We start from the raw sequence: 26,979 nt of genomic DNA on the forward strand, positions 1-26,979 counted from the left end.
GTGTCCAGACACAAGCGCCCCACGGATCCCCTCGCCCCCGAGCAGCGCGATGCCCTGCTCGCGCCCGCCTTTGCCCGCCGGGGCATGCAGCGACCGGTGCCGAAGAACCGCCTGCCCGAGCATGAAACCGCCCCGGATACCGCCTACCAGCTGATCCATGACGAGCTGATGCTGGACGGCAACGCCCGCCTGAACATGGCCACCTTCGTCACCACCTGGATGGAGCCCCAGGCGGAGCGGCTGATGGCCGAGGCGTTCGACAAGAACCTGATCGACAAGGACGAATATCCGCAGACCGCCGCCATCGAGGAGCGCTGCGTCAACATCGTCTCGGACCTGTTCCACGCGCCGGAGCCCGGCATCGGCGCCTCCGCCATCGGTTCCAGCGAGGCGGTGATGCTGGCGGGCATGGCGCTTAAGTGGCGCTGGCGCGACCGCCGCTGCGCCCAGGGCAAGCCCGCCGACCGGCCGAACCTGATCCTGGGCGCCAATGTGCAGGTGGTGTGGGAGAAGTTCTGCCGCTACTGGGAGGTGGAGCCCCGCTACATCCCGATGCAGCCGGGGCGCTATGTGATCACCCCCGAGGAGGTGGTGGCACGCACCGACGAGAACACCATCGGCGTGGTGGCCATCCTCGGCACCACCTTCACCGGCGAATACGAGCCCATCGAGGCCATCCACGAGGCCCTCATGGCGCAGAACACCGCCACCGGCTGGGAGATCCCGATGCATGTGGACGCGGCCAGCGGTGGCTTTGTCGCGCCCTTCCTGCAGCCGACGCTCAAGTGGGACTTCCGCCTGCCGCTGGTCAAGTCCATCAATGTCTCCGGACACAAGTACGGGCTGGTGTATCCCGGCGTCGGCTGGGTGGTCTGGCGCACCAGCGCGGATCTGCCGGAGGATCTGGTGTTTCGCGTGAACTACCTTGGCGGCGACATGCCCACCTTCACGCTGAACTTCTCGCGCCCGGGCAATCAGGTGGTGGCCCAGTACTACAACTTCCTGCGCCTGGGCCGCGCCGGCTACACGCAGATCATGCAGGCCCTGCGCGACACCGCCACCGGGCTGGCCCGCGAGATCGCCGCAGTGGGTCCGTTCGAGCTGATCAGCGACGGCAGCAGCATCCCGGTGTTCGCCTTCCGGCTGAAGGACCACATCCAGGGCTACAGCGTCTTCGACGTGTCCAGCAAGCTGCGGGAATTCGGCTGGCAGGTGCCCGCCTACACCATGCCGGAACACGCCGAGGACGTCGCCGTGCTGCGGGTGGTGGTGCGCGAGGGCTTCAGCCAGGACATGGCGGAGATGCTGCTGTCTGCCATGCGCAAGACCGTCGACTATTGCGCCGCGCAGGAGCAGCGTCCGCCGTCACCACCGCAGCCGCAGTTTGCGCATTGAGCGATCGCGCGGCCGGCCAACACCCAACCCGCGAAACCGAATGCGCGTTTGCAACAGGTAGGTTATGCAGAAAAACAGACCCCTTGCCATGGCCATGCGTTTCGTCCTTGCCCTTGTCCTGAGCGCCAGCGCCGGCGCGCGCGCGCAATCAGACGCGCCGCCGAACGCCGATGCGCCGCCGGCCGGCATCACGGAACAGGCGACGGAACTGTGGCAGCGCTCGCAGCAACAGGTGCGGGAGGCCTGGGAGCAGTCGCAGCAACAGGCCGGCGACCTGCTGGAGCGCTCGCGCAGCACCGCCGACGACTGGTGGCAACGCTCGCGGGACCTGACCCTGGACGCCTGGGAGTCCACCCGCGATGCGCTGGACAGCCAGGAGCCGGACCCCTTCGGACAGGTCTGGACCCGTGTGGTGCCCAAGCTGGAAGAGACCGTGGCCCTGGAAGAGGCCCAGCGCGACCTGCCTCAGCGCGCCTGGTTCCAGCGCGATCAGGCCGACGTGCAGGACGAGATCAACGCCCTGCTGGACGCCTCCGTGGCCATCCTCGCCACATCGCCGATGCAGCAATACCGCGAGCGCCTGCGCGAGCTGCAGGAGCAACTCGAGGCCACCCGCCAGGAGCTCGACCGCTACCGCCAGGCGCGCATCGCCGCCCCGGAAAAGTCCCTGACCGGCAAGACCGTCGCCGACTACGACCGTCTCATCGACGAGCGCAGCCGGAACATCGAGCGTCTCAAGCAGGCGCTGGCGGAGGTCAAGCGGGATTTCGCCGCGGAACTGCGGGGCATCGGCCTGGAACTGGATGACGAACAGGTGGAATTCCTGCTGTCCACTGTGGTGGGCGACAACATCGTCGACCTGGGCATCGTCTTCGACAACGTCAAGGCGGTGACCCTGCAGCTGGAGCAACTGGTGCGCGACAGCGGCGAGGACCTGCAGAGCGCCCGGCGCTATTACGGCATGTACGTGGTGCTACTGCGGGCGCTGAACCGCATGCACCTGGACGTGGAACAGGCCATCGAGCAACGCTATATCCCGCAGATCAACGCCATCGCGGAGCGGGCGGAGGCCCTGGCGGAGGACACCCGCACGCTGCAGCGCCAGCACCCGGAGAAGCGGGCCATCCTGGCAGGCAACCTCGAGGCGCAGCAGCTGACCATTGCCGCCGCCGGCGTCTACCGCGACTACCTGAAGCAACAGGCGGCCCAGGTGCGCCAGGCGCGGCAGACCCTGGAGCAGGACATCGCCACCGCCTGGAATACCTACGAGACGGTACGCGTCTCCGGCGAACTGGTGGATCTGGTGCGCTCCAGCCGGCAGTTGCTGGACGGGCTGCTGGACCGTCAGGTGCCGGCGTTGCGGCCGTTCCAGAACCTGGAGATGCAACGTGAATTTGCCAAGCTTACCGAGCAGCTGCGCGCCTCCGGGGGAGCGGAGTGAACGCCGTCGCCGTTCCAGGTCCGGTTCCGGGCTGTTGCCCGGGCTCCTGTGTTGCGGCGCCCTGCTCTGCGCACCGCTGACCGCCATGGCCATGGGCAGCGCCCCGGATAGCATGACCGAGCAGCAGCGCTTCGCCGCCGAGCGCACGCAGCTGATCAACACCGTCGAGCTTGAGGTATACCAGACCCGCGACTATCTGGGCTTCGACCGGCTCCGCCCCACGATTGCCAAGGCCCTGCGGCGGGTGCCGCGGGAGCAGTTCGTGCCGCGCTATCTGCGCGGCGAGGCCTACGGCAACTATCCGCTGCCCATCGGCGATGGCCAGACCATCTCCCAGCCCTACATCGTCGCCGTGATGACGCATCTGGCGAACGTCGCGGCGGGTGACCATGTCTACGAACTCGGCACCGGCTCTGGCTACCAGGCGGCGGTGCTGGCGGAGATGGGCGCCGAGGTCTACAGCGTCGAGATCGTGCCGGAGCTGGCGCAACGGGCCGCCGCGACCCTTCGCGCCCTGGGCTATGGCAACGCGCATGTGCGCGCCGGTGACGGCTATCTGGGCTGGCCGGAGGCGGCGCCTTTCGACGCCATGCTGGTGACCGCCGCGCATCCGGAGATCCCGCAACCCCTGGTCGAACAGCTCAAGGTGGGTGGACGCCTGGTGATGCCCCTCGGCGGACGCGACGCGATTCAGCAGCTCACGGTGCTGGAAAAACAGCCGGACGGCCGGCTGACCCAGCGTCAGCTGCTACCGGTGCGCTTTGTCCCGGTCACCGGCCCGGAGGCAGCGCGCCGGGACGCTTGGCCCTGAACCGACTCAGAACAGCTCATCCATCATCCTGGGGGCGGTCCGGTCGCCCGGATCGCGGGCGTAGGCGATGGGATCGGGCCCCTGGGTGTCCAGCTGATATTCCGTGCGGATGTATTCCAGGATCTCGCCGTCCCTGCGCGGCTGGCCGGTGTTGGCGTCGATGCGCACCGAGACCAGGCCGTCGGGGCGTCGGATCTCGGCGACGGGGATGCCGACGAGGGCATCGCGCATGAAATCGATCCACATGCCCAGGGCCGCCGTTCCACCCCACTCGCCGCGGCCCAGGGGGCGATTGTCGTCCATGCCCATCCAGGCCACTGCCACCAGTGCCGGCACATAGCCGGCAAACCAGGAGTCCCGGGCCTCGTTGGTGGTGCCGGTCTTGCCGGCGATGTCATCGCGCTTGAGTTGCCTGGCGCGGGTGGCGGTGCCGGCGGTGATCACGTTGCGCAGCATCGAGTCCATGTTGTAGACGATGCGCGGGTCCAGCACCTGCTCGGCGTCGGGATCGTCCGACGCGCCCACCGGGTACACCCGGGCCTGGCCTTCGATAGCCTGCAACCAGCAGGAGACGCAGGCCCGGGGTGGATCGGCCTCGAACAACAGCCGGCCCTGCACGTCCTCGATGCGCTGGATCAGATAGGGCTCGATCCGGTAGCCGCCGTTGGCGAAGACACCGTAGGCGGCGGCCAGTTGCACCGGCGTGGTGGCGCCGCTGCCCAGGGCCAGGCTGTAGTTGGGCGGTACATCGTCAGCGCGGAAGCCGAACCGCTGGACGAATTCACGGGTGTAGTCCACGCCCATGCGGTCGATGAGATTCACCGTGGCCAGGTTGCGTGACCGGGTCAGCGCCACGCGGATGCGGATGGGCCCCAGGTGCTTGTCGTCGGCATTCCGCGGCGCCCAGTCGCCGAACACCTGGGGCTCGTCCCGTACCAGGCTGGCCGGTGTGTAGCCCTTGCCGAGGCCCGCGGCATAGACGAAGGGCTTGAAGGTCGAGCCCGGTTGCCGCCGGGCATCCGCCGCCCGGTTGAACTTGGACCACTCGAACGCGTAGCCGCCGGACAACGCGCGGATGGCGCCGTCCTCCGGCTGCAAGGCCACCAGCGCGCCGCCGACGGTGGGGACCTGGGTCAACAGCCAACGCCCGTCCGTCGCCTGCCGCAGTCGCACCACGTCCCCCGCCGTCACCACATCACTGACGCGCCGGGGCCTTGGACCGCGCCGGTTCTCCGTCCTGTAGCGCCGCAGGTGCTCCACCTGGGACAGCTGCAGGCGCTCGCTGCGGCCGTCGCCGAGATAGACCTCCGCCGTCTGGGCATCCACGGCGGTGACGATCCCCACCGGGAGACCTGGCACATCCGGGCGCTGCTGCAGATCGGCGTCCAGGGCGGATTGGCCCCAACCGGCGATGTCCGCCAGCTGCGCCTCGGCGCCGTGATAGCCGTGGCGCTGGTTGTAGTCCGTCAGCGCCTGGCGCAGGGCGGCGTCGGCGGACTGCTGCAGTCGCTCGTCCAGGGTGGTGATGACCCGTAGCCCCAGGCTGTAGGCCTGCTCATCGCCGAAGCGGCGTACCACCTCCTGTCGCGCCATCTCAGCCACATAGCCGGCGCGGAAGGCGATCGGCGGTTGGTAGGGCAGCGCCGTGGGCGCAGCGGCCCGCGCCGTCGCGTGCCGTTCGGCATCGATGTAGCCCAGCGCCAGCATCCGGTCGAGGATGTAGTTGCGTCGCTCCAGCGCGCGCTCGGGGTTGGACAGCGGGTTGTTGGCCGAGGGCGCCTTGGGCAGCCCCGCCAGGGTGGCCATCTCCGCCAGGGTCAGGTCGTACAGGGTCTTGTTGTAGTACAGCTCTGCGGCGGTGGAGACGCCGTAGGCGCGGTGGCCGAAGAAGATCTTGTTGAGGTACAGCTCCAGGATCTGGGTCTTGCTCAGCGTCGCCTCCATGCGCATCGCCAGCAGGATCTCCGAGAGCTTGCGCTGGAAGGTCTTCTCCGGCGTGAGAAAGAAATTGCGCGCCACCTGCATGGTGATGGTGCTGCCGCCCTGGCTCGGCGTGCCGCTGCGGATAACGGCATAGGTCGCCCGGGCCAGGCCCACGGGATCGAAGCCGATGTGGTCGAAAAAGCGGCTGTCCTCCGCCGCCAGGAAGGCATTGACCAGATCCGGCGGGATGGCGTCGAAGGCCACTGCTCGGCGGCGTTGCACGCCGAATTCCCCCATTAGCGAGCCGTCCGCCGTATAGATCCGCAGCGGCTCCTCGAACTTCACCTCCAGCAGCGTATCGGTGTCCGGCAAGTCTTGCACGGCCGTGTGGATGATGACGGAGGCGCCGATGAGCCCCAGCATCGCCAGGTCCAGCGGCACCGCCAGCGGCGTGGCCACCAGGCGGGCGAACCAGTCGAACAGGGCGAACAGGCCCCACCGGCGGTGGTGGTGATGCTCTGGGTGATGGTGCGGATGATGGCGCAGGGAATTGTCCAGAACAGGGCCCACCCGGTCGTGATGCGCCGGCGACGCTCGATCTCCCCGGGCCGTCAGAGCTTCCCGCCGACCATTTCCGGATGCGGTCCGTGCGCTTCGTCGCCTGGTCATGGTCTAGCAAGGTCGCCTGTGCCTAGTCTTGTGCGTGGTCTTTTGCGTGGTCTTGCGCACGGTCGGGTTCGGACGCAGCCGGTGTTGGGTATACACTACGCCACATTGCGAATGAACCGGTATCAGACAGTGACTGACAAAGACATGGCCCCCGCGGGTGAACAGAACACCCGCGATCGGCTGCTGCAGGCGGCCATCGAGGTATTCGCCGAGTTTGGCTACGAGGCCGCTACCATCCGCGAGATCTGCAGCCGGGCCGATGCCAACGTGGCGGCGGTGCATTATCACTTCGGCGACAAGCGCCGTCTGTACGAGGCCATCTACGATACCCTGTTTCGGACCCTGCGCAACGGCCGCACGCCGTTTCTGCCGGCCGAGGCGCCGCCGGAGGAGCGCCTGCGGGTCTACATCCGCGCCTTGTTCGAGGAGATCTTCTTCTGCGGCGTCGACGCCCAGCAGCAGGTCCAGCTCAGCACCATCTACCTGTCCGAGATGGCCACCCCGAGCGAGGTGCTGGACCGTATCGTCACCGAGCACCTGGAGCCGGATGCGCATGAACTCTACGACATCATCGCCGCCCTGATCGGCCGTCGGCCCGACGACGAGATCACCATCGACTGCGCCGCCAGCGTCGCCGGCCAGGTGCTGTACTACTATCATGCCGGCCCGATCATCGCCCGGCTGCATCCCGACCGCGCCCCGGTGCCGGAACGCATCGACGCGCTGGTGGAGCAGATCTGGCAATTCTCCCTGGGCGGCATCCAGCAGGTGGTGCAGGCCCACGCGCACCGGGAGCAGGACTCGGACGAGGCCGCCGATCACGGCTGTTGAGGCTGGTCGCCAGGATTGCGACCAACCCGGCTGGATGGTGACCAAAAAAAAGGGGCCCTGAAGGCCCCTTTTTCACTTGCCGGCAGACGCGGCGGTCAGTTGGTCGCCAGTCGCTCTTCGTCGGTGATAGCCTTCATGCTGAGCCGGATACGGCCCTGCTTGTCCACCTCCAGCACCTTGACCTTGACGATATCGCCTTCCTTCAGTTTGTCGCTGACGCTCTGCACACGTTCTTCGCAGATCTGCGAGATGTGCACAAGGCCGTCACGCCCCGGCAGGATGGTGACGAAGGCACCGAAGTCCATCAGTCGGGCCACCTTGCCCTCGTAGATCTTGCCCACCTCCACATCGGCGGTGATGAGCCGGATGCGCTTCTTGGCCTCCTCGCCGGCGGACTTCTGCACCGAGAAGATCTTGACTACGCCGTCGTCGTTGATGTCTACCGTGGCGCCGGTCTCTTCGGTGATGGAGCGGATGGTGGAGCCGCCCTTGCCGATGACGTCGCGAATCTTCTCCGGATGGATCTTGAACTCGATGATGCGCGGGGCATGCTCGGACATCTCGGCGCGATGGGTGTCGATGACCTTGTTCATCTCGCCCAGGATGTGCAGCCGACCGTCCCTGGCCTGGGCCAGCGCGGTCTCCATGATCTCCTTGGTGATGCCCTCGATCTTGATGTCCATCTGCAGGGCGTTGATGCCCTCGGCGGTGCCGGCCACCTTGAAGTCCATGTCGCCCAGGTGGTCCTCGTCGCCCATGATGTCCGTCAGCACCGCGTACTGGTCGCCCTCCTTGATCAGGCCCATGGCGACACCCGCCACCGGCCCCTTGACCGGCACGCCGGCATCCATCAGCGACAGGCTAGTGCCGCAGACGCTGGCCATGGAGCTGGAGCCGTTGGATTCGGTGATCTCTGAGACCACGCGCACCGAGTACGGGAAGGCATCGAGCCCAGGCATGGCGGCGAGCACGCCACGCTTGGCCAGACGGCCATGACCGATCTCGCGGCGCTTGGGACTGCCGACCCGGCCCAGTTCGCCAACGCAGAAGGGCGGGAAGTTGTAGTGCAGCATGAAGGGCTCGCGCCGCTCGCCTTCCAGCGCGTCGATGATCTGCGAATCACGCTCGGTACCCAGGGTGGTGACCACCAGGGCCTGGGTCTCGCCACGGGTGAACAGCGCCGAGCCGTGGGCGCGGGGCAGCACCCCGGTGCGGATGCTGATGGGACGCACCGTCTTGCCGTCGCGCCCATCGATGCGGGGCTCGCCGGACAGGATGCGGCTGCGGACGATCTTCTTCTCCAGCTTTTCCACCGCGGCGTAGACCTGCGGCTGGGGCCAGGAGGAGTCCTCGCCGGCCAGGCTGTCGAACAGCTCCTTGCGGATGGCGTCCAGGGCCTTGTAGCGCTCCATCTTCTCCTTGATGCGGTAGGCTTCGCCGAGCCGACTCTCCGCGGCGGCGGCCACGGCGACGTCGATCTCCGGGTCGTGCTCCGGCGGGGCCCAGGCCAGCGGCGGCGTGTTGACCTCGGCGGCCAGCTCGCGGATGGCCTGGATCACCACCTGCATCTGCTGATGGCCGAACAGCACTGCACCGAGCATCACCTCTTCGGACAGGCCGCGGGCCTCCGACTCCACCATCAGCACGGCGTTCTCGGTACCGGCGACGATCAGGTCCAGATCGCTGTCCGGATTCAGCCCGACCACGGCCGGGTTCAGCTGGTACTCGCCGTTCTTGTAACCGACCCGGGCAGCGCCGATGGGGCCGTTGAAGGGCGCACCGGAGATGGCCAGGGCGGCGGACGCGCCGATCATGGCCGGCACCTCGGGATTGACCGCCGGGTTCAGCGACTTGACCGTGGCAATCAGCTGGACCTCGCGGCCGAAGCCATCGGCAAACAGCGGCCGGATCGGTCGGTCGATCAGGCGCGAGGTGAGGATCTCGGTCTCGCTCGGGCGTCCCTCGCGACGGAAGAAGCCGCCGGGAATGCGGCCGGCGGCATAGGTCTTTTCCTGGTAGTCGACGGTCAGCGGCAGGAAGTCCTTCATCTCCGTCGCGCGCTTGTCGATGACGACGGTGACGAGCACAACGGTGTCGTCGACATTGACCAACACGGCGCCGTCGGCCTGGCGAGCAATCTCGCCGGTCTCCAGCGTGACGGTGTGATCGCCGTATTGAAAGGTCTTGCGGATGGGAGTCACGTGCTGGGTCCTCTATCTGGGTCCACGGGGAGGGAGGCGACGATGGCCGACCGGCGGCAGCGGCTTGGGGCCGCCAATCCGCCGATCGGCCAGGGACCCGTCAGCGACGGAGTCCGAGGGTCTGGATCAGTGCGCGATAACGGTCCAGGTCCTTGCGCTTCAGGTAGTCGAGCAGCTTGCGCCGCGAATTGACCATGCGCACCAGGCCACGACGGGAATGGTGGTCGTGCTTGTGCTCGGCGAAATGCCCGGTCAGCTGCTTGATACGGGCGGTCAGCAAGGCCACCTGAACTTCCGGAGAGCCGGTGTCGTTGGTGCCTCGGCCGTGCTCCTCGATGATCTGACGTTTCTCTTCTGCGGTCATGGTCATTGTCTGGCTCCTCTGTTGAGCGTTGATGATGGTCCGATGCCGAGCGACAACCGAGTCGTCGGGGCCGCCCCAACAATGACCTCAGGGCGGACCGGACCGGAAAGAAACCGGTTATGAAAAGTCTGTTACAAAAGGCGTTTCGGCTGCACCCGCCCGTCGTCCAGGATCACGCCGACGCCGACGAAGTGCCCGGACGGATCATACAGCCGGACCATGCCTTCCGTCGGCGACTGGGGCACCAGCACCGGCTGCCCCTGGCCGAGGTAGAAGGCCGCATCGGCGGACAGTTTCAGTGCCGGGCAGTGGTCCAGGGCGGAATCCAGCGGCAGCAGCATGGCGTCCATGGCGCGGAAGTCCGGCGCCTGACCGGACTCCGCCTCGGCAGCGGCGACGGCCTCGGCGGCCGCCTCCACCTGCTCCATGGTCACGAACGTCGTCTGCCCTTCCACATAGGGACCGACACCGGTGCGGCGCAGCGCGGCGACATGACCGCCGCAGCCCAGCCGGGCGCCGATGTCTTCCGCCAGGGTGCGCACGTAGGTGCCCTTGGAGCAGTGCACGTCGAGTTCGACGTCCGGCAGGTCGAAACGCAGCAGGTCCAGCGCGTGGATCTGGATGGTGCGCGGCGTGCGCTCCACTTCCTTGCCCTCGCGGGCCAGCTTGTACAGCCGCTCGCCCTGGTGCTTGACCGCGGAGTACATCGGCGGCAACTGCTCGATGCTGCCGGTGAAGTCTGCCAGGATGTCACGCAGCGCCGCCTCGGTCACGCCATCGGTGGGGGCGGTCTCCACCACCTCGCCCTCGGCATCGGCGGTGCTGGTCCTGACCCCCAGCCGCACTGTCACGCGGTAGCGCTTGTCGGCGTCCAGCAGAAAGGCGGAGAACTTGGTGGTGTAGCCAAGGCACAGCGGCAGCAGGCCGGTGGCCAGGGGATCGAGGCTACCGGTATGGCCGGCTTTGGCGGCCTTGTACAGGCGCTTGACCCGCTGCAATGCGTGATTGGAAGAGATGCCGCTGGGCTTGTCCAGCAGCAGAATGCCGTTGACGTTCCGGCCCTGTTTGCGTCGCCTTGCCATAGTTGCCTTAGTTGTGTGTTCGGGTCGGCTGACTGCCCGACGCCGGTGCTTCGCCATCACCGGCAGGGGAATCGGCGTCATCGCCGTGGGTGTCCGCAACAGCCTGCTCGATCAGTGCGGAGAGCCGCTCGCCATCGAGCACCGAGTCATCGTGCACGAAGTGCAACTGGGGCACCGTGCGCAGTCGCACCCGGCGCGCCAGCTGAGCCCGCAGATAGCCGGCGAGGGTACCATTGAGCAGGCGTTGCTGCCCGGGGCCGCAGTCGTCCAGCGGAAAGCAGGTGAAGTAGACCTTCGCATGGGACAGGTCGCGGCTGACGCGTACCTCCTGCAAGGTGATCTCGCCCAGGCGCGGGTCTTTGACTCCACCGCGCAGGATCAGCGTCAGCTCGCGCAGCAGCTCGGCGCCGATGCGCTCGCTGCGGTCGAAGTCGCGCCCGCCGACGCGGCTCATGCGCCCCACCCCAGTGACTGCGGCGGCCTCACAGCTGGCGCGCCCGCTCGGTGCGCTCGAACACCTCGATCTGATCACCGGGCTGCACGTCGTTATAGTTCTTCACGCCGATACCGCACTCGGTGCCGGCCTTGACCTCCGCCACGTCATCCTTGAACCGCCGCAGCGACTCCAACGCACCCTCGTAGATGACCACGTTGTCGCGCAGCACGCGGATCGGGTTATTGCGCTTGATCAGGCCCTCGGTGACCATGCAGCCGGCAATGGCGCCGAACTTGGACGAGCGGAATACATCGCGCACCTGGGCCAGACCGATGATCTCCTCGGTGACGATGGGGCTGAGCAGACCGGAGATGGCCTGTTTCACGTCGTCGATGAGCTCGTAGATGATGGAGTAGTAGCGCAGATCCAGGCCGCGCTCCTCCACCACCCGCCGGGCGGCGGCATCGGCGCGCACGTTGAAGCCCAGCATGATGGCGTTGGAGGTGACCGCCAGGTTGGCATCGGACTCGGTGATGCCGCCGACGCTGGAGGCGACCACGTTGACCTTGACCTCGTCGTTGGAGAGCTTCACCAAGGCGTCCTTCAGCGCCTCGACGCTGCCCTGCACGTCGGCCTTCAGGATCAGGTTGACGCTCTTCAGCTCGCCCTCCTTGAGCTGGGAGAAGAGCTGATCCAGGTTGGCCGCGCGCTGCTCGTCCATGCGCGTCTGGCGCTCACGCTCCTGGCGCAGTTCCGCCACCTCGCGGGCCTTGCGCTCGTCGGCGACGGCGATGACATCATCGCCCGCGTTGGGCGCGCCGGACAGGCCGAGCACCTGTACCGGGATCGACGGACCCGCCTGCTTCACCGCGCGGCCGGCCTCGTCGAACATGGCGCGCACGCGGCCGTACTCGCAGCCGCTGACGATGGTGTCGCCGAGCCGCAGGGTGCCGGACTGGACCAGCACCGTGGCCACGGGTCCGCGGCCCTTCTCGACACTGGACTCGACGATGGTGCCATGGGCGGCGCTGTCCACCGGCGCGCTCAGTTCCAGCACCTCGGCCTGCAGCAGTACGGCGTCCAGCAGGTCGTCGATGCCGTCGCCGGTCTTGGCGGACACCTTCACCAGCATCGTCTCGCCGCCCCACTCCTCGGGCACGATCTCGTGCTGGGTCAGCTCCTGCATGACGCGGTCCGGATTGGCGTCCGGCTTGTCCATCTTGTTCACGGCCACGACGATGGGCACGCCGGAGGCGCGCGCATGCTGGATCGCCTCGACGGTCTGCGGCATCACGCCGTCATCCGCGGCCACCACCAGGATGACGATGTCCGTCGCCTTGGCGCCACGGGCGCGCATGGCAGAGAACGCGGCATGGCCGGGGGTGTCGAGGAACGAGATGGTGCCCTTGTCGGTGTCGACGTGGTAGGCGCCGATATGCTGGGTGATGCCGCCTGCCTCGCCGGCGGCGACCTTGGCGCGGCGGATGTAGTCCAGCAGCGAGGTCTTGCCGTGGTCGACGTGGCCCATGATGGTGACCACCGGCGGCCTCGGCCTGTGTTCGGCCTGGCCGGTCTCCGCCTCCAGCAGGCTCATCAGGTTGTCTTCGGCGTCACGGGTCTTGGCCTCGACAGGCTTGTGGCCCATCTCCTCCACCAGGATCATCGCTGTGTCGCGGTCCAGCGTCTGGTTGATGGTGACCATCACACCCTGCTTGAACAATTCCTTGACCACCTCGGCCGCCTTCACGGACATGCGCGCTGCCAGCTCGGCGACGGTGATGGACTCCGGCACCTCGACCTCGCGCACCAGTGGCGCGGTGGGCCGCTGGAAGCCGTGCTTGTCCTGCAGTTGCGGTTTCGACGCCTTGCGCCGACGGCGTGCCGCGGGACGGCTGATGACATCCACGCCGCTGGTCTCTTCCTCGTAGTCGGAGGCACCGGCGCGCTTGCCGCGGGCGGGTTCCTTGCGGCCGCCCTTCTTTGCCGCCTTGTCCTTGCCCAGGTCGTCGCGATCCGGCTTTTCGGGGTGTTTCTTGGCGTGCTTGCGCTGGCGCTCCTGCTCCTTCTGCTCCGCCTCGGCGGATTCGCCAGCGACCAGGGTTGCCGGCTCAGCTCCCGCCTCAGGGCCAGCCTCGGCCTCGGTCTCCGCGGCCATGGCAGCGCGAGCGGCCGCTTCCTCGGCCTGCTTCGCCCGCGCCTGTTCCTCCGCCCGACGACGGGCCTCGTCCTCGGCGCGGCGGCGGGCCTCGTCCTCGCGGCGCTGGCGCTCCTGCGCTTCCTGCTCGGCCAGCCGCCGGGCATCTTCCTCCGCCCGCCGCTCCTCGAGCTCGGCACGACGGCGCTGCTCATCCAGCAGCGGCCGGGTGGAGCGCGCTGCAGGGCCCTGGCGCTGCGCCGGTCGTGCGTCTGTTCGCTGGTCCGAACGCTGGCCTGGGCGCTGGTCCGGTCGGGGCGGTGTGGCGGCGGCAGGCTGCGCCTCTTCGCGCCGCACATAGGTCCGCTTGCGCCGCACCTCGACATTCACGGTCTTCGCCGCCCGCGGGGCCGGCGCCCGACTGCCGACGGTCGGTCGGCTGGCCGCACCGGTGCGCGGTGCCGCCTGGGGCTGGCGCAGTTCGCCCACGGTCTTGCGCTTGAGGGTCACCCGCTGGGGCGCCGCCTCGGACTCGTCCGGCTCTTTCTTGCCGTGACTGCGCCGCAGATAGCCGAGCAGCTGCAGCTTTTCCTGCTCGGTAATGGTCGCGTCGGCGCCGGTGACGTCGATCCCCGCCTCCTTCAGCTGAGACAAAAGCCGTTCGACCGGGATCCCCACGGTCGACGCAAGCTGTTTAACAGTGACATCACTACTCATAGACACCTCCGCAAGCTAGTCCTGCTCCGACTCGGCGAACCAGGGCTCGCGCGCCTTCATGATCAGATGGGCGGCGCGCTCCTCATCCATGTTTTCGAACGCCAGCAGTTCGTCCACCGACTGCTCGGCCAGGTCATCCATGGTCGCAATGCCCCGGCGCGCCAGCGCGTAGGCCAATGCCTCGTCCATTCCGTCCATCGCCAGCAGGTCGTCGGACGGGACCGCGTCGAGGGTTTCCTCGTTGGCGATGGCCCGCGTCACCAGCGCGTCCTTGGCCCGCTCGCGCAGGGTCGCCACCAGCTCGTCGTCGAACTCGGCGATGGCCGACAGCTCCACCTCTGGCACATAGGCCACCTCGTCGATGGTGGTGAAGCCTTCTTCCACGAGCACCCCGGCGACATCCTCGTCCACCTGCAGTTGCTCCATGAAATTGGCGGCGAGCCGACGGCCCTCTTCCTCGCTCTTGGCGGCGGCGTCCTCCTCGCTCATGACGTTGAGGTTCCAGCCGGTGAGCTGGCTGGCGAGGCGCACGTTCTGACCGCCGCGGCCGATGGCCTGGGACAGATTTTCTTCCTTCACCGCCACATCCATGCTGTCGGCGTCCTCGTCGATGACGATGGACACCACATCCGCCGGCGACATGGCGTTGATGACGAACTGGGCCGGGTTCTCGTCCCAGAGGATGATGTCCACCCGCTCGCCGTTCAGCTCGTTGGACACCGCCTGCACCCGCGAGCCGCGCATGCCGACGCAGGCGCCGACGGGATCGATGCGGGGGTCCTTGGTGCGCACCGCGATCTTGGCCCGCAGCCCCGGGTCGCGTGCCGCGGCGACGATCTCGATGTTGCCTTCGCCCACCTCCGGCACTTCGAGCCGGAACAGCTCGATCAGCAACCGCGGTGCGGTGCGGCTGACGAACAGCTGCGGCCCCTTGGGCTCGGAGCGTACCTCATACAGCAGCCCGCGCAGACGGTCGCCGGGGCGGACGTTCTCGCGCGGGATCACCTGATCCCGCGGCACCAAGGCCTCGGCGTTATTGCCCAGGTCGAGCACGATGGTGCCGCGCTCGGCCTTCTTGACAATGCCGGTGATCAGCTCGCCCTCGCGCTCCTTGAACAGCTCGACGATCTTGGCCCGCTCGGCCTCGCGCACCTTCTGCACGATGACCTGCTTGGCGGTCTGCGCAGCGATGCGGCCGAACAGCACCGACTCGATGGGCTCCTCGATGAAGTCACCCAGATCTAGCTCCGGCTCCAGCTCCTTGGCCGCCGACAGGGTGATCATGCGCTCCGGCGCCTCCAGCGGCTGGCCATCCGTATCCTCGACAATCTCCCAGCGGCGGAAGGTCTCGTAGTCACCGGTGTCGCGATTGATGGCCACGCGCGCCTCGATGTCGCCACCGTGCTTCTTGCGCGTGGCCGACGCGAGGGCCGCCTCCATGGCCTCGAAGATGATCTCTTTGTCGACGTCTTTCTCGTTCGAGACAGCCTCGACAACCAACAGAATTTCTTTACTCATGCATGTGATCCGCAATCAGAATTCCGGCTCGAGTCGAGCGCTGTCGATCGAATCGAACGGCAAGCTCACCCGCCCCTCGTCGGTGTCGAGCAGGACGTTGCGGCCGTCGATCCCGGCGAGCGTTCCGCTGAACCGACGCCGGCCGTCGAGCTTGCTGCCGAGACGAATGTTGGCGCGCGATCCGCTGAAGCGCTGAAAATGCGTCAGGTCGAACAGCGGGCGATCCAGCCCCGGCGAAGAGACCTCGAGGTCGTATTCACCGGCGATGGGATCCTCGACGTCGAGCACACTGCTGAGCTGGCGGCTGACCGTCTCGCAGTCTTCCAGCGTGATGCCGCGCGCGTGATCGATGTAGACGCGCAGAACAGCCCCGCGCCCGCCAGGACTCACCTGCTCCACGCCCACCAGTTCGTAGCCCATCGGCTCGACAACCGACGCCACCAGCGTCGCCACCGATGCCTGTACCGTTCGCATAATTGTCTGTATAGAAACAAAAAATGGGCCAGTGGCCCAGTTGATGCCTGCCCATGCCGATCCGTTCGGCCAGGCGGCGGATGAACAAAAAAAACCCCGCGATCGGGGGTCCTACCGTAAATTCAATCCACGGGACTCATCACGCGCTTCACCTAAGCCCTGGAAGTCTATCGGCAACCTAACGCCTATGCAAGGGTCGGTGCGGCAAAGCGCCGCTGTTTTCGGGCCCTTTTTTTGACAATGCCGTGGCAAGCTGCTGCAATCTTGGTAATTCGCCTGTTTCACGCCGCGACGCCCGCTACCCATGGCAGACGCCCTGACGCAACTCGCCGCCGACCTCGGCGGCCGCCTTCGGCAACGAGGGCTGACCCTGACCACGGCCGAGTCCTGCACCGGCGGCTGGATCGCCAAGTGCATCACCGACACCGCCGGCAGCAGCGGCTACTTCGGACGCGGTTACATCACTTACTGCAACGCCGCAAAGACGCAGGAACTGGGCGTTTCCGCGCAGACCCTGTCCCGGCACGGCGCCGTCAGCGAGCCCGTGGTGCGCGAGATGGCCCGGGGCGCCCTGGCGCGCAGCGGCGCCGACCTGGCCATTGCGGTCAGCGGCATCGCCGGCCCGGGCGGCGGCACGCCGGACAAGCCTGTGGGCACCGTCTGCCTGGCCTGGGCACTCGGCGAGCGGATCAGCGTCGGTACCCTGCACCTGACCGGCGACCGCGAGACCATCCGCCGCCAGAGCGTGCTGCACGCCCTGCGCGGCGCCCTCGAACTGCTGTCCTGACGGGTCCGGAGCGGCGGCGCTTCAGCGCGCCTGTGCTGCGCCCTCTTGCCGGATGCGCGGCTGCACCGGCTGGCGCCGGCCCGAGGCCGTTGGTGCACCGCAGCCGGGTATGACGCTGCAGGTTTGCTGTGAGATAATTCCGTCACGACAAACCCGGCCCAATCGAGCTGCCACCAGGGCGGCGCCCACCATTTCAAGGAGCGACTATGGACGACAACCGAAAGAAGGCACTGGCGGCGGCGCTGACGCAGATCGAGAAGCAGTTCGGCAAGGGCTCGGTGATGCGCATGGGCGACGCCGGTGCCATCCCCAACATCGAGGCGGTGTCCACTGGCTCGCTGGGACTGGACGTCGCGCTGGGTATCGGCGGCCTGCCGCGAGGTCGCGTGGTGGAGATCTACGGCCCGGAGTCCTCCGGCAAGACCACCCTGACCCTGCATGTGGTCTCCGAGGTGCAAAAAGCCGGCGGCACCGCTGCCTTCGTCGACGCCGAGCATGCGCTGGACCCGGTCTATGCCGAGAAGCTGGGCGTCAACATGGACGAACTACTGGTGTCGCAGCCGGACACCGGCGAGCAGGCGCTCGAGATCACCGACATGCTGGTGCGCTCCGGTGCCGTCGACCTGGTGGTGGTGGACTCGGTGGCGGCGCTGACCCCCAAGGCCGAGATCGAGGGCGAGATGGGCGACTCCCACGTCGGCCTGCAGGCGCGGCTGATGTCCCAGGCCTTGCGCAAGCTGACCGCCAACATCAAGCGCTCCAACGCCATCGTCATCTTCATCAACCAGATCCGCATGAAGATCGGCGTCATGTTCGGCTCGCCCGAAACCACCACGGGCGGCAACGCGCTCAAGTTCTATTCCTCGGTACGCCTGGACATCCGCCGCATCGGCGCCATCAAGAAGGGCGACGAGGTGGTGGGCAACGAGACCAAGGTGAAGGTGGTGAAGAACAAGGTGGCGCCGCCGTTCAAGCAGACCACCTTCGACATCCTTTACGGCGAGGGCATCTCGCGACAGGGCGAGATCATCGACCTGGGTGTGCAGCAGGGCATCATCGACAAGTCCGGCGCCTGGTACAGCTACGACGGCAACCGCATCGGCCAGGGCAAGGACAACGTGCGCGGATTCCTGAAAGAGAACCCGGACATGGCCGCCGAGATCGAGAGCCGGATCCGCGCCGTGCTGCTGCCCCAGCCGAAGGCGCCGGAAGCCGCACCGGACAGCGCCGCGACCGTCAGCGACGCTTGAGCCGCTGTCCGCGACCCGCGCGTTCGCACCCATGGTCGATCCCCCCGCACCCGACGAAAAAAGCCTTTTCGACAGCGATGCCCTCCCGGGTCATGACAGCCTTGCCCTGGAGATCCGCAGCCGTGCGATCAAGCTGCTGACCACCCGCGAGCACAGCTGCCTGGAGCTGCAACGCAAGCTGGAACAGCGCGGCTATCCGCCGCAGGCCGTGCGCCAGGTGCTCGACGACCTGCAGCGGGACGATCTGCTGAGCGAGCAGCGGCTGGCGGAGGCCTATGTGGCCGAACGCCTGGGCAAGGGCTTCGGCCCCGTGCGCATCCGCTTCGAGCTGCGGGAGAAAGGCCTTTCCGACGCGCAGATCGACCCTCACCTGATGCTGGACGACACACAGGTGCTCGCCGTGATGGCGCGGGCCCACCAGCGTCGGTTCGGACCTGCCGCCCGGGACGATCGCGCCACCGCAGCGAAGCGCGCGCGCTTTCTGGAGTACCGCGGCTTCCCGTCGTACCTGATCGCGCGCTACCTCGGCGACGACGGCTAGCCTTTACCCGGCACCCGATCCAGCCACGGCCGCACACCCCGTATTCGTTCATTCCGACCCCTGATCCATCGCGTGAGTCAGACCCCCATGAAGAGCAGCGTTGAGCTTCGCCAAGCCTTTCTCGACTACTTTGCCGAACACGGCCACAGCATCGTCGAGAGCAGCCCACTGGTGCCCGGCAATGATCCGACCCTTCTGTTCACCAATGCCGGCATGGTGCAGTTCAAGGATGTGTTTCTCGGCAACGAGAAGCGACCCTATAGCCGCGCCGCAACCTCCCAGCGCTGCGTGCGCGCCGGCGGCAAGCACAACGACCTGGAAAACGTCGGCTACACCGCCCGCCATCACACCTTTTTCGAGATGCTGGGCAATTTCAGCTTCGGCGACTACTTCAAGCGCGAGGCCATCGGTTACGCCTGGGAGTTCCTGACCCGGGTGCTCGAAATCCCTACAGAACGGCTGTGGGTGACCGTCTACACCGAGGACGACGAGGCGGCGGCCATCTGGCTGGATGAGATCGGCGTCGACCCGGCACGCTTCTCCCGCTGCGGCGAGAAGGACAACTTCTGGTCCATGGGTGAGACCGGCCCCTGCGGCCCCTGCTCCGAGATCTTCTACGACCACGGCCCTGAGGTGCCCGGCGGACCGCCGGGCTCACCAGACGAGGACGGCGACCGCTACGTAGAGATCTGGAACCTGGTCTTCATGCAGTACGACCGCGATGCCGACGGCCGGCTGACCCCGCTGCCACACCCCTCGGTAGACACGGGCATGGGGCTGGAGCGTCTGGCGGCGGTGATGCAGGGGGTGCATAGCAACTACGACATCGACCTGTTCCAGGCGCTGATCGCCGCCGCCGCCGAGGCCACAGGTTGCGACGACCGCCGCAGCAAGTCGCTGCGCGTCATTGCCGACCACATCCGCTCAGCCGCCTTTCTGGTGGTGGACGGGGTCACCCCCGGCAACGAGGGCCGCGGCTATGTGCAGCGGCGCATCATTCGCCGCGCCATCCGTCACGGCTACCAGCTCGGGCAGCAGCAACCATTCTTCCATCGTCTGGTGGCGCCGCTGGTGGCGCAGATGGGCGCGGCCTACCCCGAACTGGCGGCGAAACAGGCCCATGTCGAGCGGGTACTGAAGACCGAAGAGGAGCGCTTCGCCGACACCCTGGACCAGGGCCTGCGCATCTTCGAGGACATTGTCGCCGGGCTCGAGGGCACGCAGATCCCCGGCGCCGCGGTGTTCCGACTGTATGACACCTACGGCTTTCCGTCGGACCTCACCGCCGACATCGCCCGCGAGCGGGGCCTGTCGCTGGACATGGCCGGCTTCGAACGCGAGATGCAGGCGCAGAAGGAACGCGCCCGTGCCGCCAGCCACTTTGGCGCCGGTGACCGGCTGCAGATCGATGTGGAGGGCGAGACCGACTTCACCGGCTACGACGAGACCCTGAGCCAGGGCACCGTGGTGGCGCTCTACGTTGACGGCGACGCCCGCGACCGGCTCGGCGCCGGCGAGACCGGTCTGGTGGTGCTCGATGTCACGCCCTTCTACGCAGAAGCCGGCGGCCAGGCGGGCGACCGGGGCTGGCTCACCAGCCAGACCGCGCGCTTTGCGGTAGACGACACCCAAAAGCAGGGCGACGGCGTGATCTGCCATCTGGGGCGCGTCACAGACGGCGAACTGCTAGTGGGCGATCGGGTGGACGCACGGGTGGACGCCGAGCGCCGACACGCCACCGCCATGCATCACTCGGCCACCCACCTGCTGCATGCGGCCCTGCGCCAGGTTCTTGGGGAGCATGTGCAGCAGCGGGGCTCACTGGTGAATGCCGACCGGCTTCGCTTCGACTTCTCCCACTTCGAACCCGTCAGCCGCGGGCAACTGCGCGAGATCGAGCGTCTGGTCAACCACGAGATCCGCGAGAACCACACTGTGGAGACGCGCATCATGGATCTGGAGGACGCCAAGGCCTCCGGCGCCATGGCGCTGTTCGGCGAGAAGTACGCCGACCAGGTGCGGGTGCTGCGCATGGGCGACTTCTCCACCGAGCTCTGCGGCGGTACCCATGTGCGGGCCGTGGGCGACATCGGCCTGTTCAAGATCACCGCCGAGGGCGGCATCAGCTCCGGTGTCCGGCGCATCGAGGCGGTGGCTGGCGAGCGAGCCTTGGCCTGGGTCGAGGACGAAGAGTCCCGGCTCAACCGCATTGCCGAGCTGGTCAAGGGCGGCGCCGCGGACGCCGACGACAAGGTGGCGCAACTGGTCGAGCGCGCGCGCCGACTGGAGAAGGAACTCGACCAGCTGAAGGCCAAGCTGGCCAGCGCCGCCGGCAGCGACCTGATCGAGCAGGTGGCGGAGGTGAACGGCGTCAAGGTGTTGGCGGCGCGCATCGACGGCGCCGATGCCAAGTCGCTGCGCGAGACCCTGGACCAGCTCAAGGGCCGCATCGGCTCCGGCATCGTGCTGCTGGCCAGCGAGGACGCCGGCAAGGTCAGCCTGATCGCCGGCGTGACCAAGGACCTGACCGATCGCTTCAAGGCCGGCGACCTGGTCAAGTCCGCCGCCGAACAGGTGAGCGGGCGCGGCGGCGGCCGGCCGGACATGGCCCAGGCCGGCGGCAGCGATCCGACGGGCATTCCGGCGGCGCTGAAACTTGTCCATCAGTGGGTCCAGGACCGCATCTGAACAGACCAACCACCAGTCAGCGAGACACTATGGCACTGATTGTTCAAAAATATGGCGGCACCTCGGTCGGCAGCGTCGAGCGCATCCAGGCCGTGGCGGAAAAGGTCAAGCAGGCCCGCGACCGCGGTGATCGCATCGTGGTGGTGGTCTCGGCCATGTCCGGCGAGACGGATCGGCTGATCGGGCTGGCCCGCGCCATCCAGCAGCCGCCCGCCCCCCGCGAACTGGATGTCCTTTTGTCCACCGGCGAGCAGGTCACCATCGCACTGCTGGCCATGGCCCTCGACGCCCTAGGCTGCCCTGCCCGCTCCTACACCGGGGCCCAGGTTCAGGTGCTGACGGACAGCGCTCACAACAAGGCGCGCATCCGCGATATCGCCGGCGCCCGGGTGCAAGCGGACCTGGACGCCGGGCGCGTCGTCGTGGTGGCCGGATTCCAGGGCATCGACGAGCACGGCAACATCACCACCCTGGGCCGCGGCGGCTCGGATACCTCCGCGGTCGCCATGGCCGCCGCACTGAACGCCGATGAGTGCCAGATCTACACCGACGTCGACGGGGTCTACACCACCGATCCGCGCATCGAGCCCCGGGCGCGCAAGCTGCCGCGCATCACCTTCGAAGAGATGCTGGAGATGGCCAGCCTGGGCTCGAAGGTGCTGCAGATCCGCTCGGTCGAATTCGCCGGAAAATACAAGGTTCCATTACGCGTGCTTTCCAGCTTCCAGGAAGGCAGCGGTACGCTGATTTCGTTCGAGGAGGAGAATGTGGAAGAGGCCAAGATCGCCGGAATCGCCTTCGCCAAAGACGAGGCCAAACTCACCATCCTGGGCGTGCCTGACCAGCCGGGTGTTGCGCACAAGATCCTCGGACCCATCTCCGACGCCAACATCGAGGTGGATATGATCGTGCAGAACGTTGCCGCGCACGAGCAGACCACCGACTTCACCTTTACCGTGCATCGCAACGACTACACCAAGGCCATGGATATCCTGCGGGCCACCGCGGAGTCGCTGTCGGCGCGCGAGGTGCTGGGCGACGAGAAGATCGTCAAGATCAGCCTGGTGGGCGTCGGCATGCGATCCCACGCAGGTATTGCCACGCGCATGTTCGAGGCCTTGGCGCGCGAGGGCATCAACATCCGCATGATCTCCACCTCCGAGATCAAGATCTCGGTGGTGGTGGACGAACGCTATCTGGAACTCGGCGTGCGCGCCTTGCACGAGGCCTTCGACCTGGCGAACGCGGATTGAAGTGTATTCACTCATTTGGTGTGCAAGCCGTTGATGCACACCGCGGGATCTAGCTGCTACACTCCGCCCAGGGGCAGCAGGAACGAGCCGCCAGTTGCCCGGGTCGCAGTCCTCCATCCGGGGTTGACCATCGTCGGGATACGCAATCGGTCAGAGAGGCTGCAGAGTCAAAAGGACATGTAGGGAGATTAGAGAATGCTGATTCTTACCCGTCGGGTCGGTGAGACCCTGATGATCGGCGACGAAGTGACCGTGACCGTACTGGGGGTCAAGGGAAACCAGGTCCGCATCGGCGTGAACGCACCGCGCGATGTCGCCGTTCATCGCGAAGAGATCTACGAAAGAATCAAGCGCGAGCAGGCACAGGGCTCAGCGCCCGGCGGCAGCGACGAGCACACCCCGACCGACGACTGACCGCAGGCACAACCACCAGGCCACACCTCAGCACCCGGGGCTGGTCATAACGCTGCTGGGCAGGCCGCTGTCAGCCGATCGCCGTCCTGCCCGGCTGCAGAAACCCGGCGCCAGAAGCAGCCGTCAGTACCGTCGGCCACAGTCGGCCACCAGCATCGAAGCCGACTGGATCGTGCCGTACAAGGCTGGGACGGTCTGGATCGGGCCGGGCCGAGGCCACTCCACGGCAGCCCCAACGAATCACAAGAAATCACTGGACTAGAACCCGGTATATCCTGTTACAATAACCGACTTCAGATGGAGAGGTGGCCGAGTGGCTGAAGGCGCTCCCCTGCTAAGGGAGTATGGGTTAAAAGCTCATCGAGGGTTCGAATCCCTCCCTCTCCGCCATCTGCAACGGACAGGCGGCAGACCAACAACACGAAACGCAGGCCGTCGGCCCATGTCCTCCAGCGCAACGCAGACGCCGAGCAATCAGCCATCGTTGCGAGGCTGACACAACCCTTGAAAAGCAAAAACTTGCGCCCTTAGCTCAGTTGGTAGAGCATCTGACTTTTAATCAGGTGGTCGATGGTTCGAGTCCATCAGGGCGCACCAATTAATTCAGTCACTTACCGCCTCCGATCTTGATCACCCTCTCCGCTCCTTCGTTAACGGTAGCCGTATGGTAGCCGTTCGCCGGAGCCTAGGCGGGGAAGCTGTCTTCGAATCTTCTCGGACGACGCGGGACCAGGTCCAATCCGCTCCACCTTGAATCCGGGTGGGCTGGTCGATTCGTGGATATGCCATACCCGATTCAGTGACTCAGGCCAGCGAATGTCGCCCTTGGTGAGTGAAGGCTCAATGCGTCTGCACGGTGGCCTTCGAGGCTGCCAGGCCTCTGGGCCTTCTACCTAGCCGCGGAACAGAGCCGCTTATGCCGCGGCTGAACAATCTGCGCCCCAATATCGCACTCACTGCGATGTCAGATAAGCGCTAGCTAACTATTCGAGATCCCCGAAGAACAGGCGACGGTCACCGTCCCGCGGCATCTGCTGCGAAAGCGCGTGGTCAAGAACAGCTATGCGCTGCGCGTGCGCGGTCACTCCATGATCGACGACCAGATCCAGGACGGGGACATCATCATCGTCGAGCGGCGCGAGACCGCAGCCAACGGGGAGTCGGTGGTGGCGATGATCAACGGCGAGCGGGTGACGCTCAAGCGCTTCTATGTCGAGCCCGACGGCATTCGGCTGCAGCCGGCCAATCCGAGCATGCAGCCGATCTATCTGCGGCATGAGGAGCTGCAGATCCTCGGTATCGTCGCCGGGGTGATCCGCCAGGGCTGAAATCCGGAGTTGCGCCAGGCGCCAATGGTCGCGTTGCTCGACTTGGGGCTCAAGCCGCCCCGAGATACCCCATGACCTTGCGCACATAGGCCCGCGTCTCCCGATACGGCGGAACGCGATTGCCGTATTTCGCCACCGCGCCTTCTCCGGCGTTATAGGCGGCGAGCACCAGACGCAGGTCGCCGTCGAAGCGCTCCATCAGAAGCCGCAGATACGCGACCCCACCGCGGATGTTCTGGGCCGGGTCCCAGCGATCACGGACTCCGAAGCGCTCGGCGGTCGCCGGCATCAGCTGCATCAGGCCACAGGCGCCGGCGGGGGATTTGGCGCGCGGGTTGTAGCTCGACTCCGCGCGGATGACGGCATGCACCAATTCAGGATCGATGCCGTGCCGTTTGGCGGTCGCATCAATCAGCGCGGCGAAGCGTGCGCGACGCTCGGCAAGTCGGCCGGTCAGGGCTTGTGGGCGAAGGCGGTGGTGCTGCGCCTGATTGGAGACCGTCAGGATCGCGAGGGTTGGAGCTTTGCCCGGTTCTGCCTCCGAGTTTCCCGGCGCCTTCTGGCGGCGGGTCTGTCGATGCCACTCTCCCAGCAGTTCATGCGTGCGCAGCGGGCGCTCGAAACCAAAGTCAGAAGCCAGGGGCTCGCGCCCATCACCAGCCCAGCCCGTCGATGACAGCAGGGCCAGCGTCATGACCAAGACCCTGGAGCTCCACAGCACGCTCCGGTCTGCAGTCGATACTGCACCATCGGCCTGTCGCAGCAGTGCAGCTCGGTCCTGCATCACTGCAGTGACGCCACCCGTCGTCAGTCTCGTTGGTCGCTTCCCCATCGCATGCCCTCGGCTATGGTTGTGCAGGGCACTCTAGACAGGCGCCTGCCGGAACCGCGACCGCAAGAGCTCGCTATGGAGCCGAGCTTTCTCCGTGACCAACCATCGCCTTCCGTGACTATGTGCAATCCCTCGCGCCGAGCCGATCTTTCGCGGCTGCGCGGAAATGAGGAGCGCCCTACCCTCCGGGATTTCCGTCGCTCCCGGAGTTCCCTATGGCCAAAGCCTCTTCCCCTCAGAAACGCAGCTTCTCCAAGCCCGTTCTCGATCAGACGCTGACCATCCACAGCCAGAATGCCCAGTACGTGCTGCAGCGGGGACATTCCTTCCTGCTGGTGGTGCGCGCGCTCTATGCGCTCTCGGTGGTGCTGCGCATCATCGGCGAGGATGCCGAGATGGATCAGATCGAGGCACTGGTCTCCGAGCGCATCGAGACCGTCGCCAAGCGGTTGCAGGACGAGCACGCGCGCCTGAAGGCGCTGGCCGATGAGGAGGGCGGTGTGCCGATCCCGCGCTACACCCATCCGCGAGCGGTGACGCTGCAGTTGTCCTCACCACAGCTAGCCCAGTACGTCCGTCTGGTGCTGTTGCTGGACAAGACCCTGATGCTACTCGATGGGCTCTGGTTCGCTGGGGTCTTGAGCAACAAGCAGCGCAAGAACGCCACCCATGACTCGCGCCGGCTGGTCTACGGCCTCGGCCGCTCGCTCATCGACCTGGAGCGCCGGGCGAGAGATTCAGCCCTGCGCGCTGGCAAACAGGCAGAACTGCAAGCCGCCGATGAGGCTGTAACGGTACTCGCCACCGGATCGCTCGTGGACGGGCACGACGAAGCACAGGATCTCGAACAGCCGCCAGCCGAGACGGCAGCTCCGACGGAGATTGAACGCAGCGCTGAAGACGCGCAGGTCCAGGACGACGCTGAGCCTGAGGCACAGGCGCATCACTCCGCGATCCAATAGGTCTCGGCAAAGAAGTAGGCCGTGATTCCGGCGCCAACGACGATCACGAAGCCCTTCACCCAGCCCTGCGGGATCTGTCGCGACAGATGCGCGGCGACATACCCTCCGGCCAGGGTGCCGATCAGCACCAGGCCGCCCTCGCCCCAGGCAATGGCCCCATGGAGTCCGAACAGGATCAGGGCTGCCACCGAGACAAGGGTTGAGATCAGGAGCTTGAGACCATTCATCACATGGATGTCGGTCTCTCCGGCCAGGATCAGGTAGCTCAGGGCGATGATGCCGAGGCCGGCGTTGAAGAAGCCGCCGTAGACGCAAACGCCAAGCAGCAGGACAGGCAGCAGCCAATGCAGCGGCCCCCGGTCCGGTGTTGACCTGCGCGGCTGATGACGGCACCGCCGGCGCAGGCGCGCATTGAGCGGGCCACCGAAGGCAAAGAGACTTGTTGCGAGTAGCAGCAGCCAGGGGATGCTCTGGCGAAACAGGACCTCGCCTGCCTGCAGCAGCAGCCCCGCGCCGAGGAGCCCACCGAGCAGGCTGATCAGGATCAGGCCCGGCAGGCGGCTTCGATGACCCGCGAGCTCCCGGCGCAAGGCATAGGCACCGCTCAGATAGCCGGCACAGGCGGCAAAGGTGTTGGTGGCATTGGCCGCGATCGGCGGCACACCGACGGCCAGCAGGGCCGGAAAGGTGAAAAAGCTGCCGCCCCCGGCGATGGCATTCAGGGCACCGCCGAAGAATCCCGCCGTCAGCAGCAACAGGGCATCAAAGGTCATGGGTCTGCATCGCTCTGCGCCGCTGCGGTGCCGACACGCCTCGGACAACGGCGCCGATCGCCGAGCGTGTCTGTCATGGTTGGGTTATCCTGATGACCTGATCCGTCCCGACGAAGGGCGGCGACAAACCAGACTTGTCCGCGGTGAGCGAGGGC

Annotated in this window: 21 protein-coding genes, 2 tRNA genes and 1 pseudogene; 14 read left to right on the top strand and 10 right to left on the bottom strand. The window is 66.6% G+C overall.

Annotated elements, in window-relative coordinates; all coding sequences use genetic code 11:
* The 3 genes from gad to F2Q65_RS01230 all read left to right on the top strand — a co-directional run bounded on the left by gad (position 1) and on the right by F2Q65_RS01230 (position 3,647).
* Positions 1–1,395: a glutamate decarboxylase gene (gad, locus tag F2Q65_RS01220; RefSeq protein ID WP_246155826.1), complete on the top strand. Its 1,395-nt coding sequence runs from the start codon at positions 1–3 to the stop codon at positions 1,393–1,395.
* Between the two features lie 64 nt (positions 1,396–1,459).
* Positions 1,460–2,836: a hypothetical protein gene (locus F2Q65_RS01225; RefSeq protein WP_170265432.1), complete on the top strand. Its 1,377-nt coding sequence runs from the start codon at positions 1,460–1,462 to the stop codon at positions 2,834–2,836.
* Between the two features lie 34 nt (positions 2,837–2,870).
* Positions 2,871–3,647 (top strand): protein-L-isoaspartate(D-aspartate) O-methyltransferase, encoded by a 777-nt coding sequence (locus F2Q65_RS01230; RefSeq protein ID WP_342782205.1) that lies wholly within the window; start codon positions 2,871–2,873, stop codon positions 3,645–3,647.
* Between the two features lie 6 nt (positions 3,648–3,653).
* Here F2Q65_RS01230 and F2Q65_RS01235 read toward each other — a convergent pair whose 3' ends face one another.
* On the bottom strand, positions 3,654–6,140 hold the full coding sequence (locus F2Q65_RS01235; RefSeq protein WP_246155831.1) for a penicillin-binding protein 1A: 2,487 nt from the start codon (positions 6,138–6,140) through the stop codon (positions 3,654–3,656).
* Between the two features lie 228 nt (positions 6,141–6,368).
* Here F2Q65_RS01235 and F2Q65_RS01240 point away from each other — a divergent pair, with 228 nt between their 5' ends.
* Positions 6,369–7,070, top strand: coding sequence for a CerR family C-terminal domain-containing protein (locus F2Q65_RS01240; RefSeq protein ID WP_170265433.1), 702 nt, complete (start codon positions 6,369–6,371; stop codon positions 7,068–7,070).
* 95 nt (positions 7,071–7,165) lie between these two features.
* On the opposite strand, the gene pnp is transcribed toward F2Q65_RS01240, so the two are convergent.
* The 7 genes from pnp to rimP form a co-directional block, all read right to left on the bottom strand.
* Complete coding sequence (gene pnp, locus F2Q65_RS01245; protein ID WP_150089568.1) at positions 7,166–9,271, bottom strand: polyribonucleotide nucleotidyltransferase; 2,106 nt, start codon at positions 9,269–9,271, stop codon at positions 7,166–7,168.
* A 100-nt stretch (positions 9,272–9,371) separates the two neighbouring features.
* Positions 9,372–9,641, bottom strand: coding sequence for a 30S ribosomal protein S15 (gene rpsO / locus F2Q65_RS01250; protein WP_150089570.1), 270 nt, complete (start codon positions 9,639–9,641; stop codon positions 9,372–9,374).
* 125 nt (positions 9,642–9,766) lie between these two features.
* Complete coding sequence (gene truB, locus F2Q65_RS01255; RefSeq protein ID WP_150089572.1) at positions 9,767–10,717, bottom strand: tRNA pseudouridine(55) synthase TruB; 951 nt, start codon at positions 10,715–10,717, stop codon at positions 9,767–9,769.
* Between the two features lie 7 nt (positions 10,718–10,724).
* Positions 10,725–11,171 (bottom strand): 30S ribosome-binding factor RbfA, encoded by a 447-nt coding sequence (gene rbfA / locus F2Q65_RS01260; RefSeq protein ID WP_150089574.1) that lies wholly within the window; start codon positions 11,169–11,171, stop codon positions 10,725–10,727.
* 28 nt (positions 11,172–11,199) lie between these two features.
* Positions 11,200–14,004, bottom strand: coding sequence for a translation initiation factor IF-2 (gene infB / locus F2Q65_RS01265; RefSeq protein ID WP_150089576.1), 2,805 nt, complete (start codon positions 14,002–14,004; stop codon positions 11,200–11,202).
* 15 nt (positions 14,005–14,019) lie between these two features.
* Positions 14,020–15,522: a transcription termination factor NusA gene (nusA, locus tag F2Q65_RS01270; RefSeq protein ID WP_150089578.1), complete on the bottom strand. Its 1,503-nt coding sequence runs from the start codon at positions 15,520–15,522 to the stop codon at positions 14,020–14,022.
* Positions 15,523–15,537: 15 nt separating this feature from the next.
* The gene (gene rimP, locus F2Q65_RS01275) at positions 15,538–15,975 is read right to left on the bottom strand and encodes a ribosome maturation factor RimP (RefSeq protein WP_386116444.1); all 438 of its coding nucleotides are present in this window, start codon (positions 15,973–15,975) and stop codon (positions 15,538–15,540) included.
* A gap of 325 nt (positions 15,976–16,300) precedes the next feature.
* Between rimP and F2Q65_RS01280 the strand changes: the two genes are divergently transcribed.
* The 9 genes and pseudogenes from F2Q65_RS01280 to F2Q65_RS01320 form a co-directional block, all read left to right on the top strand.
* Positions 16,301–16,783: a CinA family protein gene (locus F2Q65_RS01280; RefSeq protein WP_150089582.1), complete on the top strand. Its 483-nt coding sequence runs from the start codon at positions 16,301–16,303 to the stop codon at positions 16,781–16,783.
* 206 nt (positions 16,784–16,989) lie between these two features.
* A complete protein-coding gene (gene recA, locus F2Q65_RS01285; protein WP_150089584.1) occupies positions 16,990–18,033 on the top strand; it encodes a recombinase RecA in 1,044 nt (347 codons plus the stop codon).
* A 31-nt stretch (positions 18,034–18,064) separates the two neighbouring features.
* On the top strand, positions 18,065–18,574 hold the full coding sequence (locus F2Q65_RS01290) for a regulatory protein RecX (protein WP_150089586.1): 510 nt from the start codon (positions 18,065–18,067) through the stop codon (positions 18,572–18,574).
* Positions 18,575–18,661: 87 nt separating this feature from the next.
* Complete coding sequence (gene alaS, locus F2Q65_RS01295; protein WP_150089588.1) at positions 18,662–21,262, top strand: alanine--tRNA ligase; 2,601 nt, start codon at positions 18,662–18,664, stop codon at positions 21,260–21,262.
* Between the two features lie 29 nt (positions 21,263–21,291).
* Complete coding sequence (locus F2Q65_RS01300) at positions 21,292–22,515, top strand: aspartate kinase (RefSeq protein WP_150089590.1); 1,224 nt, start codon at positions 21,292–21,294, stop codon at positions 22,513–22,515.
* Positions 22,516–22,710: 195 nt separating this feature from the next.
* Entirely contained in the window at positions 22,711–22,929 is a 219-nt protein-coding gene (gene csrA / locus F2Q65_RS01305; RefSeq protein WP_150089592.1) for a carbon storage regulator CsrA, read from the top strand.
* Positions 22,930–23,228: 299 nt separating this feature from the next.
* Positions 23,229–23,319: transfer RNA gene (locus F2Q65_RS01310), tRNA-Ser, on the top strand.
* A gap of 131 nt (positions 23,320–23,450) precedes the next feature.
* Positions 23,451–23,526, top strand: a tRNA-Lys gene (locus tag F2Q65_RS01315).
* A gap of 407 nt (positions 23,527–23,933) precedes the next feature.
* Positions 23,934–24,257 (top strand): annotated as a pseudogene (locus F2Q65_RS01320) (LexA family protein); the annotation flags it as partial.
* A 49-nt stretch (positions 24,258–24,306) separates the two neighbouring features.
* Here the strand turns inward: F2Q65_RS01320 and F2Q65_RS20295 are convergent.
* A complete protein-coding gene (locus tag F2Q65_RS20295) occupies positions 24,307–24,951 on the bottom strand; it encodes a lytic transglycosylase domain-containing protein (RefSeq protein WP_150089596.1) in 645 nt (214 codons plus the stop codon).
* A 353-nt stretch (positions 24,952–25,304) separates the two neighbouring features.
* On the opposite strand from F2Q65_RS20295, the gene F2Q65_RS01330 reads away from it, so the two are divergent.
* On the top strand, positions 25,305–26,051 hold the full coding sequence (locus F2Q65_RS01330) for a hypothetical protein (protein WP_150089598.1): 747 nt from the start codon (positions 25,305–25,307) through the stop codon (positions 26,049–26,051).
* On the opposite strand, the gene F2Q65_RS01335 is transcribed toward F2Q65_RS01330, so the two are convergent.
* Positions 26,033–26,824, bottom strand: a complete 792-nt coding sequence (locus tag F2Q65_RS01335; protein WP_150089600.1) for a sulfite exporter TauE/SafE family protein — start codon at positions 26,822–26,824, stop codon at positions 26,033–26,035. The genes F2Q65_RS01330 and F2Q65_RS01335 overlap by 19 nt on opposite strands.
* Positions 26,825–26,979 lie beyond the last annotated feature (155 nt).

The sequence above is a fragment of the Thiohalocapsa marina genome (assembly GCF_008632335.1).
Taxonomy (GTDB): Bacteria; Pseudomonadota; Gammaproteobacteria; order Chromatiales; family Chromatiaceae; genus Thiohalocapsa; species Thiohalocapsa marina.